The sequence below is a fragment of the Acidobacteriota bacterium genome, from assembly GCA_035529075.1.
GTDB lineage: Bacteria > Zixibacteria > MSB-5A5 > GN15 > FEB-12 > DATKXK01.
This window is the reverse complement of sequence record DATKXK010000003.1, coordinates 45310-64487: the sequence shown is the minus strand read 5'-3', so window position 1 is coordinate 64487 and position 19178 is coordinate 45310. Positions and strand designations below refer to the sequence as shown.

Here is a 19178-nt window from a genome sequence, read left to right as displayed (position 1 = left end):
CGTATATTGAGAGGCATGATAACCAAAAAGACTGAGTATGCCATACGGGCTCTCTGGGAACTGGCTCACAACACCGACGGTCAGGCCACCGCCAATCAGATTGCCCAGCGCCAGTCAATTCCCCCCAAGTACCTTCCCCAGATCATATCCGAACTCAGCCGCACCGGTCTGGTCAATTCTTCACGAGGATTCGGCGGCGGCCTCAGGCTGGGATGTGACTCGGAAGAGATCTCGTTGCTGGACATCATCATGGCTGTCCAGGGTAAGCCCCTCCTGTTTGAATGTCAGGTCAGTCAGGCTGACTGCTCGCATCTTCCCAGTTGTAATCTGCGGGACACTTACAGCCGTGCGCAGGAGGCTCTCGAAACCGTTTTCCGCTCGACCAGACTCTCAGAACTCAAGTTGGGCCGGGAGTCGGGAAACGACAATGCTTGACGAACAGCCAATCCGCCAGGCCCTGAGCCGGATTCTCGATCCCGAATTGAGCCGACCACTGACCGAGCTTGACATGGTCAGGTTCATTCGCATCGACGGAGACAAGGTTACGGTGGGGATCGCCCTGACAGTCGGCGGCTGCCCTCAGAAGGACAAGATCCGGGACGACATCATAAACGCTGTATCGGAGGTGCCGGGCGTCAAGTCCGTCACAGTCGATTTTGACGTCATGACCGATCAGCAGCGCGCCCGTCTGAAAACGCAACTCGGCCTGGGATCGCAGGCCGGTCTCAAGCCGGTTCCCCTGGCCGATACGGCCACACGTTTCGTCGCCGTGGCTTCCGGAAAAGGCGGCGTCGGCAAGTCGACCGTCACGAGCAACCTCGCCACCGCGCTGGCCCGCCTGGGACACCGCGTCGGCCTGGTCGACGCTGACGTCTATGGTTTTTCCATCCCGCGCATGCTCGGCATTACCTGCCACCCCACCATCGAAGACGAGAAGATCATCCCGGCAACCGTCGGCGAGAATCTGCAAGTGGTATCCATGGGCTTCTTCGTCGGTGAGGACGACCCTATCATCTGGCGGGGCCCCCTGCTGCACAAAACGATCAACCAGTTCCTGTCCGACGTCGCGTGGTCAGACCTTGACTACATGTTACTTGATCTTCCCCCCGGCACCGGCGACGTTACCCTGACAATTGCCCAGTCTCTGCCTTCCGCCGAACTGCTGGTCGTCACCACGCCCCAGGCTGTCGCCACCCACGTGGCCGCTCGAGTAGCTAAGCTTGCCGAGCGGACCAACTTGCGCCTTCTTGGAGTCATCGAGAATATGGCCTACCTCGAGCGCGACGGCCGCCGCGAGTACATCTTTGGCAAGGACGGCGGTCGCGAGCTTGCCACCAAACTCGGCATCACGTTCCTGGGCCAGATACCTCTGATGCAGACAATTCGAGAGGCTGCAGACACAGGCAGGCCTGTCGCCGTGTACGGAACGCCGGATGAAGTTTCGCTCTTTGAGAACCTCGCACGTGCCGTACAAGAAGGCGCACCGCGATAAGCTTTTGCCCGACGCCAGCATCAAGTACACGCTGTTTTTAATTTCACCACACCCTGTCGCCGACACGGAAACAGCGTCCGTTTTCATCCTGTATAAGGCGATATGGAGCAAGCGATTCAAGAAACCGGCATTTATTTTCAGTCTCCCCTTGACGATGGCAACCCCAGTGGATAATTATTGCCGTGAATGTGATTGACCCGCAGAATGTTAGTAAGCTGTGGATAAATGTTCCCGGCCGTCTGCACGCGGGTTGTCAATCCGCACGTTATGAACCCCGAACCGAATAGACCGTGTGGATAAGGTTGTGAGTAACTTCGCGGCCGGTTGTGCCGGTATCGGTGTAACCAACCCACGGTAAAGGGATTAGAAAACAGGATGTACTGTTTATAACAGCAAGTGGGGGGTACTATCTTGCTTGAGCAGGTAACTAACTCGCAGCAATGGGCAGATTGCCTCAACTACGTTGCGCGCAGGGTGAAGCGGCAGTCATTCAACACCTGGTTGAAGCTGACCCGCGGGGAACCGACGGAGGATGGAGCCTTCAAGGTTGCCGTTCCCAACCAGTTTGTGGCCGACTGGATTGATTCGCACTTCAGGGACCTTATCGTTGAGGCTTTTGCAGAAGTGCTGGGCGCCAACTATGACCTCATCTACGTAATCACCGGCCACAGCCCATCGGAAGACCAGACCGAGATTGAGTTTGAACCGGCACGCCAGAGGATGACACCGGCACCGTCAAACAATCACAACCTCAACGCACGGTACCGTTTCGAAACTCTCGTTGTCGGCGACTTCAACCAGTTCGCCTGTGCCGCCTCCAAGGCAGTGGCCGAAGCACCGGGTATGACGAAGTACAACCCGCTGTATATCTACGGTGGTACCGGATTGGGCAAAACGCACATTATCCAGGCAATCGGTCATCAGATCATCGGATTCTTTCCCGACAAACGCGTGATCTACGCCACCTCCGAGAAGTTCACCTCGGACTTCATCACGGCCATATCGGAGCGCAGCATGGCGGACTTCACGCGCATGTACAGGAACGTGGATGTCCTTATTATTGACGACATCCAGTTCTTTACCGGTAAGGAAGGCACGCAGGAGCAGTTCTTTCACACCTTCAACAGCCTGTACCATACCGGCAAGCAGATCATCTTAAGTTCGGACCGGCCTCCGCGGGAGATCCGGGGCCTGGAAGACAGGTTGCTGTCCCGCTTCTCCTGGGGCCTCGTCACGGATTTGCACGCACCGGACCTCGAGAACCGGACGGCTATCTTGTACAAAAAGCTGCAGTCGGAGGGAACGTCCCTGCCCGACAGCGTAGTCACGTACATCGCGGACCAGATCACTACGAACATTCGTGAGTTGGAGGGAGCGTTGATTCGCATCCTTGCCTACGCCTCCCTGACAAAAGTACCGGTGGACCTGGAAATGACCAAGAAGGTACTTTCTGATACGACCGCCATGAATAAGCGGCAGCTCTCGATCGGCACTATTCAGCGCAAGACGGCCGACCACTTCAATATCGACATCTCCATGATGACGGCTAAGAAGAAGACCGCCAACATCGCCCTTGCCCGCCAGGCCGCGATGTACCTTTGCCGTTCCCTGACAGACAACTCGCTTAAGGTGATCGGCACTTCGTTCGGCGGGCGGGATCACTCGACCGTCATTCATGCCTGTGACTTGATTTCGAAGCGCATGTCAAGCAACGCCGTGTTTCGAGAGAAAATTGACAAATTGTCCGCGGCATTGTTATATTGACAACTTGTGGTTAAGACTGTGGATTCTCTATGCACAACCCGGCGGTGGGCCCGCCCTGTGGACAGACTACGACACTTGTCAATAACTTGGGGATTGTTATGTGGATAGAAAAAGCAGGTGCACCCGCGGTAACTCCTTCCGCCATCGACTTCACGTTACCAACGGAGTACCGGCAAATCGACATCTCAACATTTCAACCGGCCCTATTACTACTACACCGTATATATAGACGTCTCTGATAGTAAAAAGCTGTGAACAAACCCATAGCGGAGAAAATAAGCATGAAGTTCTCGTTACTCAAATCGGACCTTACTGAATCGTTGCAATCTATTCTTCAGGTGGTGCCGACCAAGTCGACGCTGCCGATTCTCACGAATATTCTGCTGGAGGCTCTTGATAACAAGCTCAAGATATCTGCGACGGATCTGGACATATCAATCACCACTGCCGTCAAGTGTGAGGTGATCAAAAAGGGCTCCGCAGCCCTGCCGGCGCGCATACTGTTTGATATTATCAAAGAGCTGCCGGAGTCGCAAATAACGGTGGAGTCGATAAATTCACGTATAGAGATTAAGATACCGAACGGCTCGTACAAGATTGCGATGGTATCGGCGGACGACTTTCCCAAACTGCCGGCAGTCAATACGAAGAAAGAAATCCGAATATCGGCCGACGGCCTTGTTACAATGATCCGCAAGACTACGTTTGCGTGCTCGACGGATGAGACCCGGCCAGCGCTGAACGGCGTGCTCTGGCAAACCAAGGGTGATAAGATGCAGATGGTGGCGACCGACGGTCATCGCCTGGCCAGAATGGCGGCCGAGAACACGAAACTCAAGGGAATCAGTGAGGATATTGTTATCCCGCCGAAGGTGCTCAACCTGATACCGAAGTTCGTGGAGGGCGGTAAGAAGGAAATAGGGGTCATTTTCGGTGAGACCAACATCATCTTTAACCTAGGTGAGACGGTGCTGACGTCGCGCCTGATAGAAGGACCGTACCCGAACTTTGAGCAGGTCATCCCGAGCGGGAGTGACAAGAAGTTGATAATTTCGAAGGATGAGCTTAGCAGCGCCGTGCGGCGGGTCTCCATCCTGTCGAATGCGCTGACGCACCAGGTCAAGTTCGGCATCAAAAAGTCGTCCCTGACGCTTTCGACCAGTAACGCCGACGTGGGAGGCGAAGGCAAGGAGTCACTCCCATGCGACTTTGAAGGTGAAGAGGTCGAGATTGGCTACAACGCCACGTATATATCAGAGATCCTCGGTAAGGTAGACAGTGACGAGGTCGTTTTCGAGTTCTCCTCGGCAGTCGCGGCCGGGGTGGTATACAGCCCGGACATTCCCAAAGAGGATTTCCTCTGCCTTATCATGCCGCTGAGACTGGCCGAGTGAAGTTGCTTGAGACTGACGTGCCGGCGGCAGGGTCTGCCCTGCGATCTGCACGTTGAGAAGTCCATGAACGTTCAGTCGCTGTCGGTAACCTGCTTTCGTAACCTCGGCCGGTTGCAGTTAAGCCCGGCTCCGGGCGTCAATGTCCTGCACGGTCTCAATGGCTCGGGTAAAACCAACCTCCTCGAAGCTCTCTTTACCTTGTGTCTCGGACGGTCACAGCGCCGGGCGCCCGACACCGTCCTGCTACAACATGAATGCGACGTGTACCGGCTCGAGGGAAAGATAGCCACTTCGAGCGGTCCGAAGTCACCGGCGGTGGCGTTCCAGCGCGGCGGACGGAAAAAGGTCACGATCGACGGGGCACCGTCAAAGCTGCGGGAACTGTACGATCACTTCTGCGCCGTGTCGGTAGGTCCCGAGGACAGCGAGATTCTTGCGGGCCCGCCCGCCGTCCGCCGGGCCTTTCTTGACATGTACCTTTCACAGTTTTCCCGCCTGTATCTCAGCGACCTGATCGCCTACCAGGCTGCGCTGGCGCAGAAGAACGCAGCGCTCAAGAGGGACATGGACCCTTCACCGTTCGACGGTGTTCTGATTTCTCACGGCGCCCGGGTCACGTGCGCCCGGAACAGTTTCCTGTCCTCGCTTGCCGCCGCCGCCGCTGAGTATTATGCACGGATATCGGGCGGTGAGCGGTTTGAGTTGCGCTACCGGCCGTCGGTGCCGCTGTCGAACGGTCATGCGGAGATCGGGGATGCAGAGGTAGCCTTCCAGGTGCAGTTGGACGGTCATAGTGATCGTGAACGGGCCGTGCAGACGGCGCTCGTGGGGCCGCATCGCGACGAGATTCTGTTTTCAGTTGCCGGATACCCAGCCCGGATGTATGGTTCGCAGGGACAGTGGCGAACGGCGGCAGTGGCGCTTAAGCTGGCCTTATACCAGATGCTCAAGCGGGAGCGTGGTATGCCGCCGCTGCTTCTACTGGACGAGATATTTGCCGAGCTTGACGAAGCAAGGGCGATGAGCTTGATAGGGCTTTTCGAGGGTTTTTCGCAACTGTTTCTGACAACCGCCCATAAGCCGCCGGCACACCTTCGGGAGTCGGGAGCGGTTTTTCGCCTTGAGGACGGGCGGATCGAGGAGCAACCTTAGATGTCCGGGCTGGTACTGAAGAACATCTCCAAGGTCTACGATGGGAAGCCGGTGTTGCAGGATATCTCCCTGGAATTGACCGCAGGAGAGCTGGCCGTGCTGCTGGGGCCTTCCGGGTGCGGTAAGTCCACTATCCTGCGCATAATCGCCGGGCTTGAGGAGCCGACCACGGGCGAGGTATACATCGACAGTAAGCGAGTGGACCGGCTGCGGCCGCGGGACCGGAACGTGGCGCTCGTTTTCCAGAATTACTCGCTGTACCCGCACATGTCGGTACAGAGAAACCTCGATTTTCCGCTGAGAGTGGCCGGCATGTCCGGTAAGGAACGTGCTGCGCGCGTGCGGCGGATTGCCGAGATGCTCGGTCTGGCCGACCGCCTGCGGGACAAGCCGGGCCAGTTATCCGGCGGCCAGCGCCAGCGCGTGGCCCTCGGGCGGGCTATGGTGCGCGAGCCGGCGATATTCCTGCTGGACGAACCTCTGTCCAACCTCGACGCCGAGTTGCGGATGAGGATGCGGCACGAGATAGTCCGCATACAAAGGAACCTGGGGCGCACGATGATTCACGTGACCCACGATCAGGCCGAAGCACTCACCATGGCCGACCGCATTGTCCTGCTTAACGACGGACAGCTCGAGCAGATAGGCTCCCCGGAAGACCTGTACCAGCGGCCGGCCACCAGGTTTGCGGCGCTGTTCATCGGTCAGCCGCAGATGAATCTCATTGCGGCCCGGATAGACAGCGGCAGGCTGGTGCCGTTCGGCGTGCAAGTACCGGACGCGGTGGCTGCCAAGGCCGCCGCCGGGCTTCTGGCGGGGCTGCGCCCGGAGGCCATAGAAATCCGTGGTGATGGTCCCCTCGGGGGACGCATCGAATCCTGCGACTACATGGGCGACGAGTACGTGGTGCGGTTATCGTTTAAGGAGCATTCGTTGACGGTGTCAAACGTATCCCGGCCGATAGCGGTGGGGCAGGAGGTCCGTTTCACCCTTGAGGCGTCGGCGCTGCACTATTTTGACCCTGATACCGGCCGCAATCTCCTGTGGGCCTGAGTTTCCTGACCGAGAGGGTCCGGCTTGGTCGTTACCGCAACCGCTGGCAGCGGGGACAAAAAGACGCCGACCGTGACCCGATCTTCTCCCGCACGATCGTCGTGCCGCATGAGCGGCACGGCTCGCCCTCGTTGCCGTATACTTTCAAGTATCTCTGGAATCCCCCGGGTTGACCGTCGACGCCTGCGTAGGTGTCGACGGAGGTGCCCATCAGCCGGATGGCTTTGTGCAGCAGTCTCCGGATCTGGCCGTGTAATGTCATGAGCTTTCTCCGGGATACGGAGGTGATGAGGCGCCGGGGATGGATTCGGGCATGATAGAGTGACTCATCGGCATATATGTTGCCGAGGCCGGCAATAAACGACTGGTCGAGCAGGGCGGGCTTGATCATGCGGGCACGGCGATGGCACAACCGGACGAATTGCTCAGCGGAAATCTCCAGTGGTTCCGGCCCGAGTTCCTTAAGCCCCTTCTGCTTGAACAGTTCCTCGTCCGGGAAGAGGCGCAGGCGGCCAAAGCGCCGATAGTCGTTGAAGCGCAGATGCATGCGAGCATTGGACGAACTGTCCCTCTCAAAGTCGAACAGGACCAGGTCGTGCCGGCCCGGCGGTGTGCCGGCCGGAACCCACGTCAGGCGGCCCGTCATCTTCAGATGGATCCAGAGGGTGATGTCGCCCGTCAGGGAGACCAGTATGTTCTTGCCCCGGCGGGTTACGGCGCGGACGGTCCTGCCCGGCAGCAGGGAATCGAAGCGCACCGGCCCCAGCGAGGGGCTGACCACGATTGACGACGGCGGGGCGTGCAGGGTGACGCGCTCGATGGTCTTTCCGGTGATCGTTGCCCGCAGTCCGCGGACGGTCGTTTCTACTTCGGGGAGTTCAGGCATAGGTGGCAGGCGGAGGGCTCAGGGTTGCGTACTCTGTGCCCGGTAGTCTTCTATGGCCGCGCGGACGGCATCCGGTGCCATGTTGGAGCAGTCCATTTTGTCCGGCGGGATACCGTCAAGTGCCCGGGAGACGTCCTCCCTGGTCATGGCGGCAGCCTCGTCCAGCGTCTTGCCGATAATCATCAGCGTGGCCATGGAACTGACCGCGATGGCCACGGCGTTGCCAAACGTCTTATGCCGTGCCTCGGTGATCCGGCCGTCGGCGATCTTGATGTACATTTTCATGACGTCGCCGGTTTCCGGGTTGCCCGCCTGGCCGATACCGTCGGCCTCTTCGATTTCACCCACGTTGCGCGGGTTGTGGAAATGTTCCATGATGCTCTCGTTGTACATGCGGCTATGGTAGCATATCGGGACGCGAAATGCAAGCCGGCCCACACCGGGCGGGGCGGTGAGCAAGGGGCGGGAGTTGTCAGCCGTCAGCCAGCCGCACTTCGCCGGCCGTCACCGGGATGCGTTTCTTCGGGGTCTCTATGATCAGACTGCCGTCCGGGCCGATATCGACAGCCGTGCCGCTGACGGTGCTTCGTCCGGACTTCACGACTACCTGCCTGCCGACAAGGGACGAGTAGCGGCGAATCCGGCCGAGCCGTTTTTGCAGGCCGTGACGAGTGTAGGTCTCGTACTCCTTCTCGAAATGCCGCAGGAAACGCTGGAGCAGTTCCACGCGGCTGACTTTGCGCTTGAGCACGCGCCGGAGAGACGTGGCCGTTTTCCGGAGCTCCTCCGGGAAGGATTGGGCGCTGTTGTTGACGTTGATTCCGACACCGACAATCAGGTGTCCGATACGTCCTCGCTCGGCCGAGAGTTCGGTGAGGATGCCGGCGGTCTTCCTGCCGTTGATGAGGAGGTCGTTGGGCCATTTGATCTGAACCTCGCCCGGGCAATAGTTCGCCACGGTGTCGGCCAGGGCGGTGGCGGTCATGATGGACATGCCGGGGGCGCGTTCGGGTGAAAAGGCGGGTCTCAATACAATAGAGACATAGATGCCGGTACCGGGCGGTGAGTACCAGGAGCGCCCAAGGCGCCCGCGTCCCTTAGTTTGCCGCTCGGCCGTGACGATAGTGCCCTGAACCGCCCCGCGCTCGGCTAACTGCGCCGCGATCACGTTTGTTGACTTGACCGTGTTATACGCGTGCACCGAGGTACCGAGCCACCTGGTCCCGAGACGGTACCGGATTTCAAGCGGTATCATGCGGTCAGGAGGAGCCACAAACGTCACTGCTTTCCTGCCCTTCCTGATGCGGTAGTCGTTCGAGGCCAGCAAATGCAGGGCGGCCTCGATGGTATCCTGATCGAGCCGCAGTCTTTTCTGCAGGGTCGCGAAAGCGACCGGCTGACCGGGTTTGCGACGGATGTCCAGGACCAGGGTGTCGGCGATCTGCTCCAGGTTGGGGCCAGTGGGGATCATTCTTCGGAAAACTGCAACGAGAAGTCGGCTGCCGGCGCCGAGTGCGTAATAGCGCCGACAGAGATGTAGTCCACGCCGGTAGCGGCGATCTGCGCAACGGTTTCAAGGGTGACGTTGCCGGATGCTTCCAGCTTGGCGTCGGGGTCGAGCTTTCTGGCCGTCTTGACCAGGCGGGCAAGCGACTCGATGGCCTGGTTGTCGATCATAATGCGCTTGACCCCGGCCCCGAGCGCTTCCTTGAGCTGTTCCTCGGTGGCAACTTCAACCTCGAGATCGACGCGTTCAGCGCTGCTATTAAACTGCAGCCTGAAACCGGCTGTATCCAGAAACTCCCGGGCTCGCCTGACGGCACCGGCCACGGAGCCGGCTGAGGCGATGTGGTTATCCTTGATAAGAATCATATCGTAAAGGCCCAGGCGATGGTTCTTGCCGCCGCCGTGGCAAACGGCGGCCTTCTCCAGCAGCCGCCAGCCCGGGGTCGTTTTCCGCGTGTCGAGAATCGTGCAGGAAGTACCGGAGATTCTCTCGACGAACGCTCGCGTCATGGTGGCCACTCCGGAAAGGCACCCGAGGAAATTCAGGGCGACTCGCTCGGAAGCAAGAATAGTCTGATTGAACCCGTCGATCTCTGCCACTGTCTGCCCCGGGCAGAACCTGTCGCCGTCGTTCAGGAGGAAACGCACCTTGTTGGCCGAGTCCACGGTTCGAAATACGAGCATGACCGGCTCCACTCCGGAGAGAACGCCGTCCGATTTGGCGATAATCCCGCCCCTGGCCGGGTTTGGCTCCAAGGCGGCCAGCGAGGTGATATCCCCCTCGCGGATGTCTTCCTGCAGCGCGACCCTGACCAGCGCCTGCATCGATTCGTGATATGCGTCTACCGGTAACATGTGGGCACTATTGGAAAAGCTTGAGCGTATGTCTATATTACCGCCGTGATTCTGCCAGACAAGGAAAAAAAACGCGTGGTCATGGTCGGCTACGGTTCCCAGGGCCGGGCCCTCTCTCTGAACCTGCGGGACTCCGGGCTCAGCGTAACGCTGGGGTTACGCTCCGGGTCGAAATCCCGCAGGCGCGCGCGACAGGACCGGTTTGCCTCCATAACCACGATTGGGCAGGCCGTGCGCGTGGCTGATGTTGTCTGCATGGCCTTTCCCGATCATCTTCACGGTCGTGTATTCAGCCGGGACATCGAGAAGAACCTCAGGGCGGGCGCAACGCTGCTCTTCCTGCACGGGATGTCGGTGCATTTCGGACTCGTAAAACCCCCCGCCGCCTGTGATGTCGTGCTGATCGCACCGCACGCCCCCGGGGTGGCTCTAAGGGAGAAATTCCTTACGGACCGCTCTGTCTCGGCCTTCTATGCCGTGGCCCGGAACCATTCAGGCAAGGCCCTGCGCACTGTCTTTGGCTTGGCCGACGCGATAGGGATAAAGCGGAAGCGACTGCTGAAGACCACCTTCGCGGCCGAGGCGGTCGGCGACATTTTCGGCGAGCAGGCCGTGCTCTGCGGCGGGCTGTCGGCCCTGATCAAGAACGGGTTCGAGGTTCTGGTGGAAAACGGGCTCCCGCCGGAGCACGCCTACCTGGAAGTGGCGTATCAGCTCGACCTGATTGTGCGCCTGATCAAGGAACACGGGATTGAAGGTATGTTGCGACGTATTTCCGCTACCGCCCGCTACGGCTCGATTCTGGCCGGCCCCAAGCTGATAGATGGAGCCGTAAGAAAAAGGATGACGCGCCTGTACCGCGAAATCGAATCCGGAACCTTCGCCCGCCGGCTGTCGACTCTCGAGCCCGACCTGATGGCCTCGATTGACAAGCAACTGCTTGCCCTGAGTCACCCCGACCTGGAAAAGGCCGCCAAAAAGTTCTCCCGTTAAGCTGCCACGAGACACCCCGGGTTTCGCCAGAGGGCGGCCCCGACCGGCAGGGCCGGTGACTTCGTGACAAAAGTAACAAAATGCACCTGTTAGACCCATTTTGATGACATCGCGGTGACAAAACCGGCCGATCCTGCCCTACCTTGGGCGGCAATAGAAATCAACTATGAGTCAGGCAGTCATCATGTTTCGAATTCTCTACTTCGCGGCTCTGGCTTGCGGAATCCTTGTCGGTTCGGCTCTGGCCGGTGCTCTGACCGGCCGGGTCCTGGACAAGGAAACCGGAACGGTCATCCAGGACGTGAACGTCAGGATTCTGGAGACCGGCGACGTCGTCCCGACGGACAACAAGGGCGTGTTCCGATTCAAGCGTCTGTCGGACGGCAAGTACCATATTCTGGCCACGCACGTCGGATACGATCCGGGCGACACGCTGGTCGTGCAGGTGAGCGGCGAGCAGACGCTTGAAATTCGGCTCCGGCCGGCCCCGTGGGTTCTCAACGACGTCGTGGTGACCGGTACGCGGTCGCCTCACCTTCTGAAGAACGTGCCGGTTCAGACGGAAGTGATTACCCAGCGTGATTTTCAGAGGACCGGGGCAACGACGGTGGACGAGGCGCTGGCCTCGGCCATTGGTGTTCAAATCAACGAGGACCTTTCGGGGCAGGGAGCGACGATCAGGGGGATTGAAGGGGATCGGGTTCTGGTGCTGGTCGATGGTGAGCGCGCGGTAGGCCGCGTGCGCGGGTCAATTGACCTCAGCCAGTATGCGCTCACCAATGTGAAGAAGATCGAGGTGGTCAAGGGCACCGGCTCCACCCTGTACGGGTCCGAGGCCATGGGTGGCGTAATAAACATCATCACCAAAAAGCCGCCTCGGAGCGACCGCAGGGCCGGCCTGTATCTGGACTATGGTACTCATACCAGCTACAACCCGTCAGCCGAGTTGGAGCTCGGCGGCGAACGGGCGGGGCTCCACCTGGGGGCAAAGCTCTTTTCAACCGACGGTTTCGACCTTGACCGGAGCACGCCGCACACCAACGGCCAGGAACGGATTGACCGCTGGAATCTCAGCGGCAAGGCGAGAACGGAATTGTCACCTCAATGGGGCCTGACGGCCAAGGCCCGCTTCATGCACGAGCGACGGGACTGGATAGAGTCCGAGGAAATCAGGGAGAACGAGATCAGCGATCCGGTGACGTATGTGTACGACGACGAGGAGTCAAACCAGCGCTACGAGGGCTCCGTCACCGTTGATTTCCTCTCCGGCGACAGATACTCCATGAAGACACGGCTTTTTGCCACCTACTATGTCCATAACTGGAACAAGTACAGCGGCCCGTACTGGATTGACACCTCGGATACGCAGGACCTGTACTGGGAGTTGTCCTACAGCTCCAACTACGTGATCGGCCAGAATCACGTAGCCACGTATGGGTTCGACCTGAATTACCAGGACCTGATATCGTCTGAGCTAATCTCCCAGCAGGAGGCTGACCGGTCCGGGGCCGCCTATTTGCAGTACGAATATTCTCCGGTAAAGAACCTCAACCTTCTGCCCGGGATTCGGTACGAGCACCACAGTTCTTTCGGCGGGCACGTAAACCCGTCGCTCAGCGTCATGTACACGCCGCACCGGCAACTGAGGCTTCGCGGTTTCGTGGGCAGGGGGTTCAGGGTACCCTCGATAAAGCAGCAGTACTTTGTATTCGACCACAGTTCCGCCGGGTACATCGTCTACGGTGGGAAAGTGACACTTCCGCCCGACCTTGACGTCGGGGCGGGCAACTTCTCCGACTTGAAGCAGGAGAACTCCCTGAACAGTTCCCTCTCGGCCGAGTTTTCGTACGGTGCCATCGGCCTGCACCGGGTCACGTACTTCTACAATCATCTTGAGGATCTCATTGATTTCATCCTGATCGGCTTTACGCCCAGGTACACGCGAGGCGTGTACGTGTACCAGAATATCGAGACGGCCATAACCCAGGGAATAGAGTGGGAATCTCGTATCCGGCTTTCAGGAGCCATGGACCTCTCGTTCTCATACAACTACCTGTACAATCTCATCCTTGATACCGACAGCACCCTGTATGCGGGGACGGACAGCGCGCAGGTGATCGAGACCGGCAATAAGCTTGTAAATCGACCCGCACACACGTTCAAGTTCTTCCTGACGGCGTTTCACGAGGGCAGCGGCCTGGGCGCGAGTTTCTGGGGTGATCACCAGTCCCGCAAGCTGTGGGTACCGCGCTCCAACACGGGGGGCAACGAGGGCCAGCCGGACGAGTTCGCACCGTCCCGCACGACTCTCAACCTGAACCTCTTCAAACGGTTTCACAACGGCCTGGAAACCTTTGTGAGGCTGGAGAACCTGCTGGGCAAGACCAAGTTCCGCTACGGTTACTGGCCTGGCTTTACGGTCTTCGCCGGGTTCAAATACGATCTGACGGTAACAATCTAACCTGACGTGGTTTCAATCCTAAAGGAGTACTGTATCATGAAGCCCTTCCTGTTAATTCTGACGATGGCGGCGTTGCTGCTGGCCACCGTGGGCTGCTCGGACGACGAGGCCAATCCAACCTCGAGCGGGCTGCCGCAGAACACAACCACAACAACCTGGGACGAGAGCGGCGGCTTCTGGCGCACGAGTGTTGATGCCACCAGCTACGCTGATTTCGCGCACTTCTCGTTTGAGTCAAGGGACACCATCTCCGGCAGCGCGGCCAAAGCCGCGGGCAGCGACTGGGACATTGCGTTCCGGCGTGAAGTAATTAAGCTTGACGGTGGAGCGTCTACCATCGTCGGCGGGGATGCCGTCGGCGCCGACCTCGGCGTGGTCGACTTTGCCGCCGTTACCCTGGCCGACACGGCCGGCGTGACATGGGTCAACGACGCCATTGACTACTTCATTGACAACTGGTACAGCTATGATACCATAAATCACGTGGTGACCGCCAACCAGTACGTGTATTCGATGGTGGACGCCGGCGGGCACAACTACCTCAAGTTCCGGGTGGATTCGATGCCTGATGCAGACAGGCCCCCGACCATGGGAGAAGTGTACATCACCTACCTCTACCAGACGGTGGCAGACCTCAAGGAACTCGACGGTACGGCTGTAAAGGCCATGGTCGACGTGGGCGACAGCGTGGGGTACTTCGATTTTTCCACCGGCCAGCAGGTGTACCCGGCTGACCCGGCTGATTCGCCGGACTGGGACATAGCCTTTGCCTCGTACGACTGTTCCCAGAACAGCGGCCCGAACGGAACCGGTGCCTGCAAGGCCTTTCCGGCCGGAGGCGAGCTTGCTGATTCGACTGACATAGACGTCTTCACGATGCAGCCGAATGCTCCCATGTTCCCTGACATCCCGAGTTCGGCCCTGACCGATTGGTACAACTACAACGATGAGAACCACCAGTTGACCTCAAAGTCGCACGTCTATCTCGTGAAGACGGCCGGCAAGGTTTACAAACTGAGGATTGACAGTTACTACGCGAACAAGTCCGGCCTGCCGGTCAGCGCCAACTACACGTTCATCTGGAAGGCGCTGTAGCGCTTCCGGAGAGCTTTTGAGAACCCCTGCCCGTCACGGGCGGGGGTTTTTTTGTAGCCGCTTGCGGCCGGTTCTGCAAGCCGTTGCGGTGGTTGGTCCGGCGAAAGCTCCGGCAAAGCCCTGTTCAAAAGTTGAACATGATTGCACAGCACCGGATGGGGCGCAGGGGCCGGCGCACGGCTGATTTCAATTCCTTGTACGGCAACCGGTTATGGTTACGGATCGGTGCCCGGAGGGCACGGGGTTTGCTTGTGTCGTCAGTGACATATCGCATAGCTGACTGCGTCGGTTATGTTAGACCATCCCCCGGCTGACCACCGGGGGTTTTTTTTGGCTGTGCCCGAGGTCCCGGCCGCCGGCCGGCCTCAGGAAAAACGTTGACGCCCGTATAGTGCCGGTATAGATTTTGTGACTATTATGGCTGAAAACCTTCGGAGAATCGCCGCCTTCGTGGCGGTCCTTTTGTTTGCGGGGCTGGCGTATTTTCTTTACGACACGCTTCGGGAAAGAACTACGGCTGAGAAGCTTGCCGAGATCATTCACCGGGAAGACCAGCGGCAGCTGGATGACAGGCTGACGGCATACCTTGACAGCGACTCGCCCGAGATTCGGGCGCGGGCGGCGCTGGCGATCGGGCGCATCGGCGGCAGCCGTGCCGGTCAGTATCTCATGGTGCTGCTGAACGATCCCTCGATCGGCGTGGCGTCGACCGCGGCATTCGGGCTTGGCCTGACCGGACAGAAGCAGTACGCCGTGCCGCTGTTGGATGCCGCCCTGGACCTGCCCTCGGCGGTGACCGCCAGGGCGGTCGAGGCGGCCGGTCGACTGTCCGACAGCAGCATGACGGATGTTTCCGGCACCCTGGCCGGGTACCTGACGCATCCCTCGCCGGACGTGCGCGAGGCGGCCTGTTTTGCTCTTTTTCATGCCGGAGCAAGATCTCAAGCGGGCGAAGTCATCGCGCTATTACAACAAGAGCAGGATCCGGCCGTGCGCCTGGCGGCTTTGTACGCGCTGGCCTGGCTGGGCATCGACGAGGCCACCGACATCTTCATCGACTTTCTCGCCGACAGCGATCCCTTTGTCCGTTCGCTGGCCCTTCTCGGGCTGAGCAGTTCGACGGCAGAGAAGGCCGAGCATTATCTTGCTATAGCCATCAACGACGATGACCCGCGAGTCGTGGCTCAGGCGATAGAGGGGTTGAGCATGAAAGGGACACCGTGGGCGGCCGGCAAACTTGCTGACCGGCTGGCCAGGGAGTCCGACGAGAAGCTGGTGCTGGCCCTGGTCGACGGCCTGCGCCGGTGCTCCAGCGACAAGGGCATCGACGCGGTGACAGCCGGGCTTGACTCCAGCTCCTCGAGCAACGTGGTCGCGGCCGTAGTTAAATACCAGGCGGCGGTGCGCAAGGATCGGGCGGTGAACCTGATTGACTCGTTATTGAACGAAGCCCCGGGTCCCCGGGTGCGGGCGGCCTGTGCGGAGGCCTACGGGCTGGTGGAGCACCCCGGAGTGGTGCCGCGACTGGCGATCCTGTTCGGCGACGAAGACCCCATGGTCCGGGGTGCGGCGTTGCAGGTTCTGATGACTCTGGATACGGCTAACGTGCGGTTCTATATAGACAAGGCGCTGAACGACCCGGATTACACGGTCGTGACCCTGGCCGTGAACGAGGTCGGGTCGCGAGAACTCCTGTCCTACCTGCCGGTGTTGCGGGAGATGATATCGCGGGGAGAAGAAGAGGACCTCGATGTCCGCCGGGCTGTGCTGGCAGCCGTGGCTCCGCGTTTGAGTGAAGCCCGGCCGGATACCGCAGCCATGGAGATACTTATCGCGGGACTGCTCGATCCCGATTACGCGGTGCGGAAAGACGCCGCCGAAACCTACCAGACGTACCTGAAAGAAGACCGCTGGCGCATGGTGCCGCCCGCCCGAACGCGAATCTCGAAGCGGGAGATCGAGAGCGCCATCGAGGATTACCGTGTGAATCCCTACGCGGTGATGAAAACGTCGCAGGGGGTGTTCGAATTTGAGCTCTATTTCGACGTGGCGCCGCTCTCGGTGCTGAACTTCATCGACCTCGCCAAGTCCGGGTTTTACGACGGCCTGAGTTTTCACCGGGTCATCCCGAATTTCGTGGCGCAGGGGGGAGATCCGCGTGGCGACGGCTGGGGCGGACCGCCGTACCTGGTCCGTTGCGAGTACTCCGACGAACCATACAGGCGCGGGACGGTAGGTATGGCGACGTCCGGGAAGGATACCGGGGGGTCTCAATTCTTCATTACTTTCTCGCCGCAGCCGCGTCTTGAGGCTCGCTACACCGTTCTGGGACAAGTGCTCGAGGGCATGGACGTTGTCGACCGTCTCGTCGTCGGCGACGTAATTGAAGGCATTGAAATCAAGGAAGGGCAATTATGAAACGACTGATAGCAGCGTTGTTTCTCGGCTCCGTACTTCTTTCGGCGGCGCCGGCTGTCCTGGCTCAAGCGGAAACCACCGGTATCGATCCCGAAGCCATTATCGAGCGCATGCTGGCGGTTGAACGGCAGCAGGCGGCTGCCCTGGACAACGTCGTCCTTGAGGCGGAGTACCTGGAAGGAGAGGAGGAAGAGAACGGCGAGTTTGTGGAAAAGGTCCGCTTTGACAAGCGCGTGTATATAAGGTACCTCGAGGATACGGCCTGGTATCACGAGGAGTACTTTGCCTACTACAAGGACGGCCGGGCGCAGGATTCGAAGGACCTGGCGAAAGAGGCCGCCAAGCGGAAAGAGAAGAAGCGCAAGCGCAAGGCTCGTGACATCTCGTTCCCCATGCTGGCGCCGTTCTATCCGGAGAACCGCGACCAGTACGAGATTGTCTACCAGGGCATCAATACGGAAGAGATTGAATCGTACGTATGTCACCGTTTTACGGTGACCGCGAAAGTCGAGGGGGCCGAACAGATAAACGGCGATTTTTTCGTGGAGGCGGACTCGTTTCACCTCGTGCGGGTCGACTTTTCACCCGCCAAGCTGGTGAAGAAGACCATGTTCAAGCTCAAGCAATTGAACATGTCCGTCGTCTACGGGCCCACACCGGATGGCTTCTGGCTGCCCAGGAGGTTCGATATCGAGGGTGAAGGCAAAGCGGCCTTCTTTTTCGGAGTGAAGTTCGCCGGAACGGAGTACTATCGGAATCCTACCGTTAACGCTGATATCAGCGACGAGATATTCGAGGTTACTGATGACGACTGATTCACCGTTCAGGACGCACGTTGTGAAAGTCGACGTGCCGAAGGGGACCAACGTCATCTTCGGCCAGTCGCACTTTATCAAGACGGTTGAGGACCTGTACGAGGCGCTGGTGTCGTCCTCGCCGACGCTCCAGTTCGGGATTGCCTTCTGCGAGGCGTCGCAGGCGCGGCTGGTGCGTATCGACGGCAACAATGACGATATGATCGCCCTGGCCCAGAAAGCGGCGTTCGACGTCGGCTGCGGCCATATCTTCTTTGTCTACCTCAAGGACGGTTTCCCGATCAACGTGCTCAACCGGATAAAGAACGTTGACGAAGTTTGCCACGTCTACTGCGCGACGGCGAACCCGCTGCAGGTCGTTGTTGCGGCCGTCGGGCAGGGGCGCGGCGTGTTGACGGTGATCGACGGCGACTCGCCGCTCGGCGTCGAGACCGACGAGGATCGAGAAGAACGGGTCAGGTTTCTCAGGACTATAGGCTACAAGAGGTAAGCGGCCGACTCGGCCCGCAGGGCCGGGCCGGACATCTGACAAGGATATTTGACTATGCGGTTTGAATTGGAACGTTCGGAAACGGAACGGCTTGTCATCGAGGACTCCGAGTACAAGGGGCGTCAACTGGTCTCGCTGAGGATATACTTTCTCTCTAAAGAAAACGAGTGGCTGCCGACGAAGAAGGGAGTGACGTTCCGCCGCGACCAGCTTGCGGAAGTGCTCAAAGCCCTTCAGGATATCCAGAACGACTAGTCCGGCCGTTCGGGGTTCGCCCTGATCGGCCCCGGCCGGGCGGTGTGACCGCGGCCCTTGCAATCGCGCGGGAGGCCACCATGGATCGCATCATTCAGGTTGAAACCACGGTCGCAGGTTCGGTTGACGAGGTCTGGCGGGCCTGGACGACGGTTGAAGGGGTGGTTACGTTCTTTGCCCCGCAGGCCGACGTCAGGCTGGAGATCGGCGGACCGTTCGAACTCTACTTTGCACCGTCGGAGCCGCAGGGCTTACGCGGCTCGGAGGGGTGCAAAGTGCTCAGTTACCTGCCGGAAGAGGTGCTTTCGTTCTCGTGGAACGCCCCGCCCTCGATTCCGCGCCTGAGGGAGACCGGCGGGCAAACCCGGGTGATCGTGCAGTTTGAGGAGGTCGGCGAGGGGCGCACGCGGATCAAGCTGAGCCAGCAGGGTTTCGGCAGTGGCGAGGACTCGGATAAGTACTATGAGTACTTTTCGAAGGCGTGGCCGTACGTGCTCGCAAACTGCAGGCGGCGGTTCGAGGAAGGGCCGCTCGACTGGGAAAAGTGAC

The 19178-nt window shown here is 59.4% G+C and carries 18 protein-coding genes; 14 read left to right on the top strand and 4 right to left on the bottom strand.

From position 1 onward, the window contains the following. Positions 1-15: 15 nt before the first annotated feature. The 6 genes from VMY05_00630 to VMY05_00605 all read left to right on the top strand — a co-directional run bounded on the left by VMY05_00630 (position 16) and on the right by VMY05_00605 (position 6855). Positions 16-435, top strand: coding sequence for an Rrf2 family transcriptional regulator (locus VMY05_00630; protein HUV29581.1), 420 nt, complete (start codon positions 16-18; stop codon positions 433-435). Then, on the top strand, positions 428-1492 hold the full coding sequence (locus VMY05_00625; GenBank protein ID HUV29580.1) for an Mrp/NBP35 family ATP-binding protein: 1065 nt from the start codon (positions 428-430) through the stop codon (positions 1490-1492). Before VMY05_00630 ends, VMY05_00625 begins: the two co-directional genes overlap by 8 nt. Positions 1493-1903: 411 nt before the next feature. Further along, a complete protein-coding gene (dnaA, locus tag VMY05_00620; protein HUV29579.1) occupies positions 1904-3256 on the top strand; it encodes a chromosomal replication initiator protein DnaA in 1353 nt (450 codons plus the stop codon). Between the two features lie 281 nt (positions 3257-3537). Further along, positions 3538-4650: a DNA polymerase III subunit beta gene (gene dnaN / locus VMY05_00615; GenBank protein ID HUV29578.1), complete on the top strand. Its 1113-nt coding sequence runs from the start codon at positions 3538-3540 to the stop codon at positions 4648-4650. A 6-nt stretch (positions 4651-4656) separates the two neighbouring features. Next, positions 4657-5802, top strand: coding sequence for a DNA replication/repair protein RecF (locus VMY05_00610; protein HUV29577.1), 1146 nt, complete (start codon positions 4657-4659; stop codon positions 5800-5802). Continuing rightward, complete coding sequence (locus VMY05_00605; protein ID HUV29576.1) at positions 5803-6855, top strand: ABC transporter ATP-binding protein; 1053 nt, start codon at positions 5803-5805, stop codon at positions 6853-6855. Positions 6856-6886: 31 nt separating this feature from the next. Here VMY05_00605 and mutM read toward each other — a convergent pair whose 3' ends face one another. The 4 genes from mutM to nadC form a co-directional block, all read right to left on the bottom strand. Then, a complete protein-coding gene (gene mutM, locus VMY05_00600) occupies positions 6887-7741 on the bottom strand; it encodes a bifunctional DNA-formamidopyrimidine glycosylase/DNA-(apurinic or apyrimidinic site) lyase (GenBank protein ID HUV29575.1) in 855 nt (284 codons plus the stop codon). Between the two features lie 18 nt (positions 7742-7759). Next, entirely contained in the window at positions 7760-8134 is a 375-nt protein-coding gene (locus tag VMY05_00595; GenBank protein ID HUV29574.1) for an iron-sulfur cluster assembly scaffold protein, read from the bottom strand. Between the two features lie 79 nt (positions 8135-8213). Next, positions 8214-9212 carry a biotin--[acetyl-CoA-carboxylase] ligase gene (locus VMY05_00590; protein HUV29573.1) on the bottom strand — a complete coding sequence of 333 codons (999 nt, stop codon included), beginning with the start codon at positions 9210-9212 and terminating at the stop codon, positions 8214-8216. Further along, positions 9209-10102 (bottom strand): carboxylating nicotinate-nucleotide diphosphorylase, encoded by an 894-nt coding sequence (gene nadC, locus VMY05_00585; protein ID HUV29572.1) that lies wholly within the window; start codon positions 10100-10102, stop codon positions 9209-9211. The genes VMY05_00590 and nadC overlap by 4 nt, the downstream gene beginning before the upstream one ends. A gap of 45 nt (positions 10103-10147) precedes the next feature. On the opposite strand from nadC, the gene ilvC reads away from it, so the two are divergent. From ilvC to VMY05_00545, 8 genes are all read left to right on the top strand, one after another. Continuing rightward, positions 10148-11095: a ketol-acid reductoisomerase gene (ilvC, locus tag VMY05_00580; protein ID HUV29571.1), complete on the top strand. Its 948-nt coding sequence runs from the start codon at positions 10148-10150 to the stop codon at positions 11093-11095. A 184-nt stretch (positions 11096-11279) separates the two neighbouring features. Further along, positions 11280-13556: a TonB-dependent receptor gene (locus tag VMY05_00575; GenBank protein ID HUV29570.1), complete on the top strand. Its 2277-nt coding sequence runs from the start codon at positions 11280-11282 to the stop codon at positions 13554-13556. Between the two features lie 36 nt (positions 13557-13592). Next, positions 13593-14651, top strand: coding sequence for an HmuY family protein (locus VMY05_00570; protein HUV29569.1), 1059 nt, complete (start codon positions 13593-13595; stop codon positions 14649-14651). 417 nt (positions 14652-15068) lie between these two features. Next, on the top strand, positions 15069-17069 hold the full coding sequence (locus tag VMY05_00565; protein ID HUV29568.1) for a HEAT repeat domain-containing protein: 2001 nt from the start codon (positions 15069-15071) through the stop codon (positions 17067-17069). Further along, the gene (locus VMY05_00560; GenBank protein HUV29567.1) at positions 17066-17884 is read left to right on the top strand and encodes a hypothetical protein; all 819 of its coding nucleotides are present in this window, start codon (positions 17066-17068) and stop codon (positions 17882-17884) included. The genes VMY05_00565 and VMY05_00560 overlap by 4 nt, the downstream gene beginning before the upstream one ends. Beyond that, positions 17874-18374 (top strand): adenosine-specific kinase, encoded by a 501-nt coding sequence (locus VMY05_00555; GenBank protein ID HUV29566.1) that lies wholly within the window; start codon positions 17874-17876, stop codon positions 18372-18374. The genes VMY05_00560 and VMY05_00555 overlap by 11 nt, the downstream gene beginning before the upstream one ends. Positions 18375-18428: 54 nt before the next feature. Then, complete coding sequence (locus tag VMY05_00550) at positions 18429-18629, top strand: transcriptional coactivator p15/PC4 family protein (GenBank protein ID HUV29565.1); 201 nt, start codon at positions 18429-18431, stop codon at positions 18627-18629. An 80-nt stretch (positions 18630-18709) separates the two neighbouring features. Next, complete coding sequence (locus tag VMY05_00545) at positions 18710-19177, top strand: SRPBCC domain-containing protein (protein ID HUV29564.1); 468 nt, start codon at positions 18710-18712, stop codon at positions 19175-19177. The last annotated feature ends 1 nt before the right edge of the window (position 19178 follow it).

Bases quoted from the DNA above. Each gene is read 5' to 3' on its own strand.
- VMY05_00630 (HUV29581.1), top strand. From the start codon at position 16: ATGATAACCAAAAAGACTGAGTATGCCATACGGGCTCTCTGGGAACTG.
- VMY05_00625 (HUV29580.1), top strand. From the start codon at position 428: ATGCTTGACGAACAGCCAATCCGCCAGGCCCTGAGCCGGATTCTCGAT.
- dnaN (HUV29578.1), top strand. From the start codon at position 3,538: ATGAAGTTCTCGTTACTCAAATCGGACCTTACTGAATCGTTGCAATCT.
- VMY05_00605 (HUV29576.1), top strand. From the start codon at position 5,803: ATGTCCGGGCTGGTACTGAAGAACATCTCCAAGGTCTACGATGGGAAG.
- mutM (HUV29575.1), bottom strand. From the start codon at position 7,741: ATGCCTGAACTCCCCGAAGTAGAAACGACCGTCCGCGGACTGCGGGCA.
- VMY05_00595 (HUV29574.1), bottom strand. From the start codon at position 8,134: ATGTACAACGAGAGCATCATGGAACATTTCCACAACCCGCGCAACGTG.
- VMY05_00590 (HUV29573.1), bottom strand. From the start codon at position 9,212: ATGATCCCCACTGGCCCCAACCTGGAGCAGATCGCCGACACCCTGGTC.
- nadC (HUV29572.1), bottom strand. From the start codon at position 10,102: ATGTTACCGGTAGACGCATATCACGAATCGATGCAGGCGCTGGTCAGG.
- VMY05_00575 (HUV29570.1), top strand. From the start codon at position 11,280: ATGTTTCGAATTCTCTACTTCGCGGCTCTGGCTTGCGGAATCCTTGTC.
- VMY05_00570 (HUV29569.1), top strand. From the start codon at position 13,593: ATGAAGCCCTTCCTGTTAATTCTGACGATGGCGGCGTTGCTGCTGGCC.
- VMY05_00565 (HUV29568.1), top strand. From the start codon at position 15,069: ATGGCTGAAAACCTTCGGAGAATCGCCGCCTTCGTGGCGGTCCTTTTG.
- VMY05_00560 (HUV29567.1), top strand. From the start codon at position 17,066: ATGAAACGACTGATAGCAGCGTTGTTTCTCGGCTCCGTACTTCTTTCG.
- VMY05_00555 (HUV29566.1), top strand. From the start codon at position 17,874: ATGACGACTGATTCACCGTTCAGGACGCACGTTGTGAAAGTCGACGTG.
- VMY05_00550 (HUV29565.1), top strand. From the start codon at position 18,429: ATGCGGTTTGAATTGGAACGTTCGGAAACGGAACGGCTTGTCATCGAG.
- VMY05_00545 (HUV29564.1), top strand. From the start codon at position 18,710: ATGGATCGCATCATTCAGGTTGAAACCACGGTCGCAGGTTCGGTTGAC.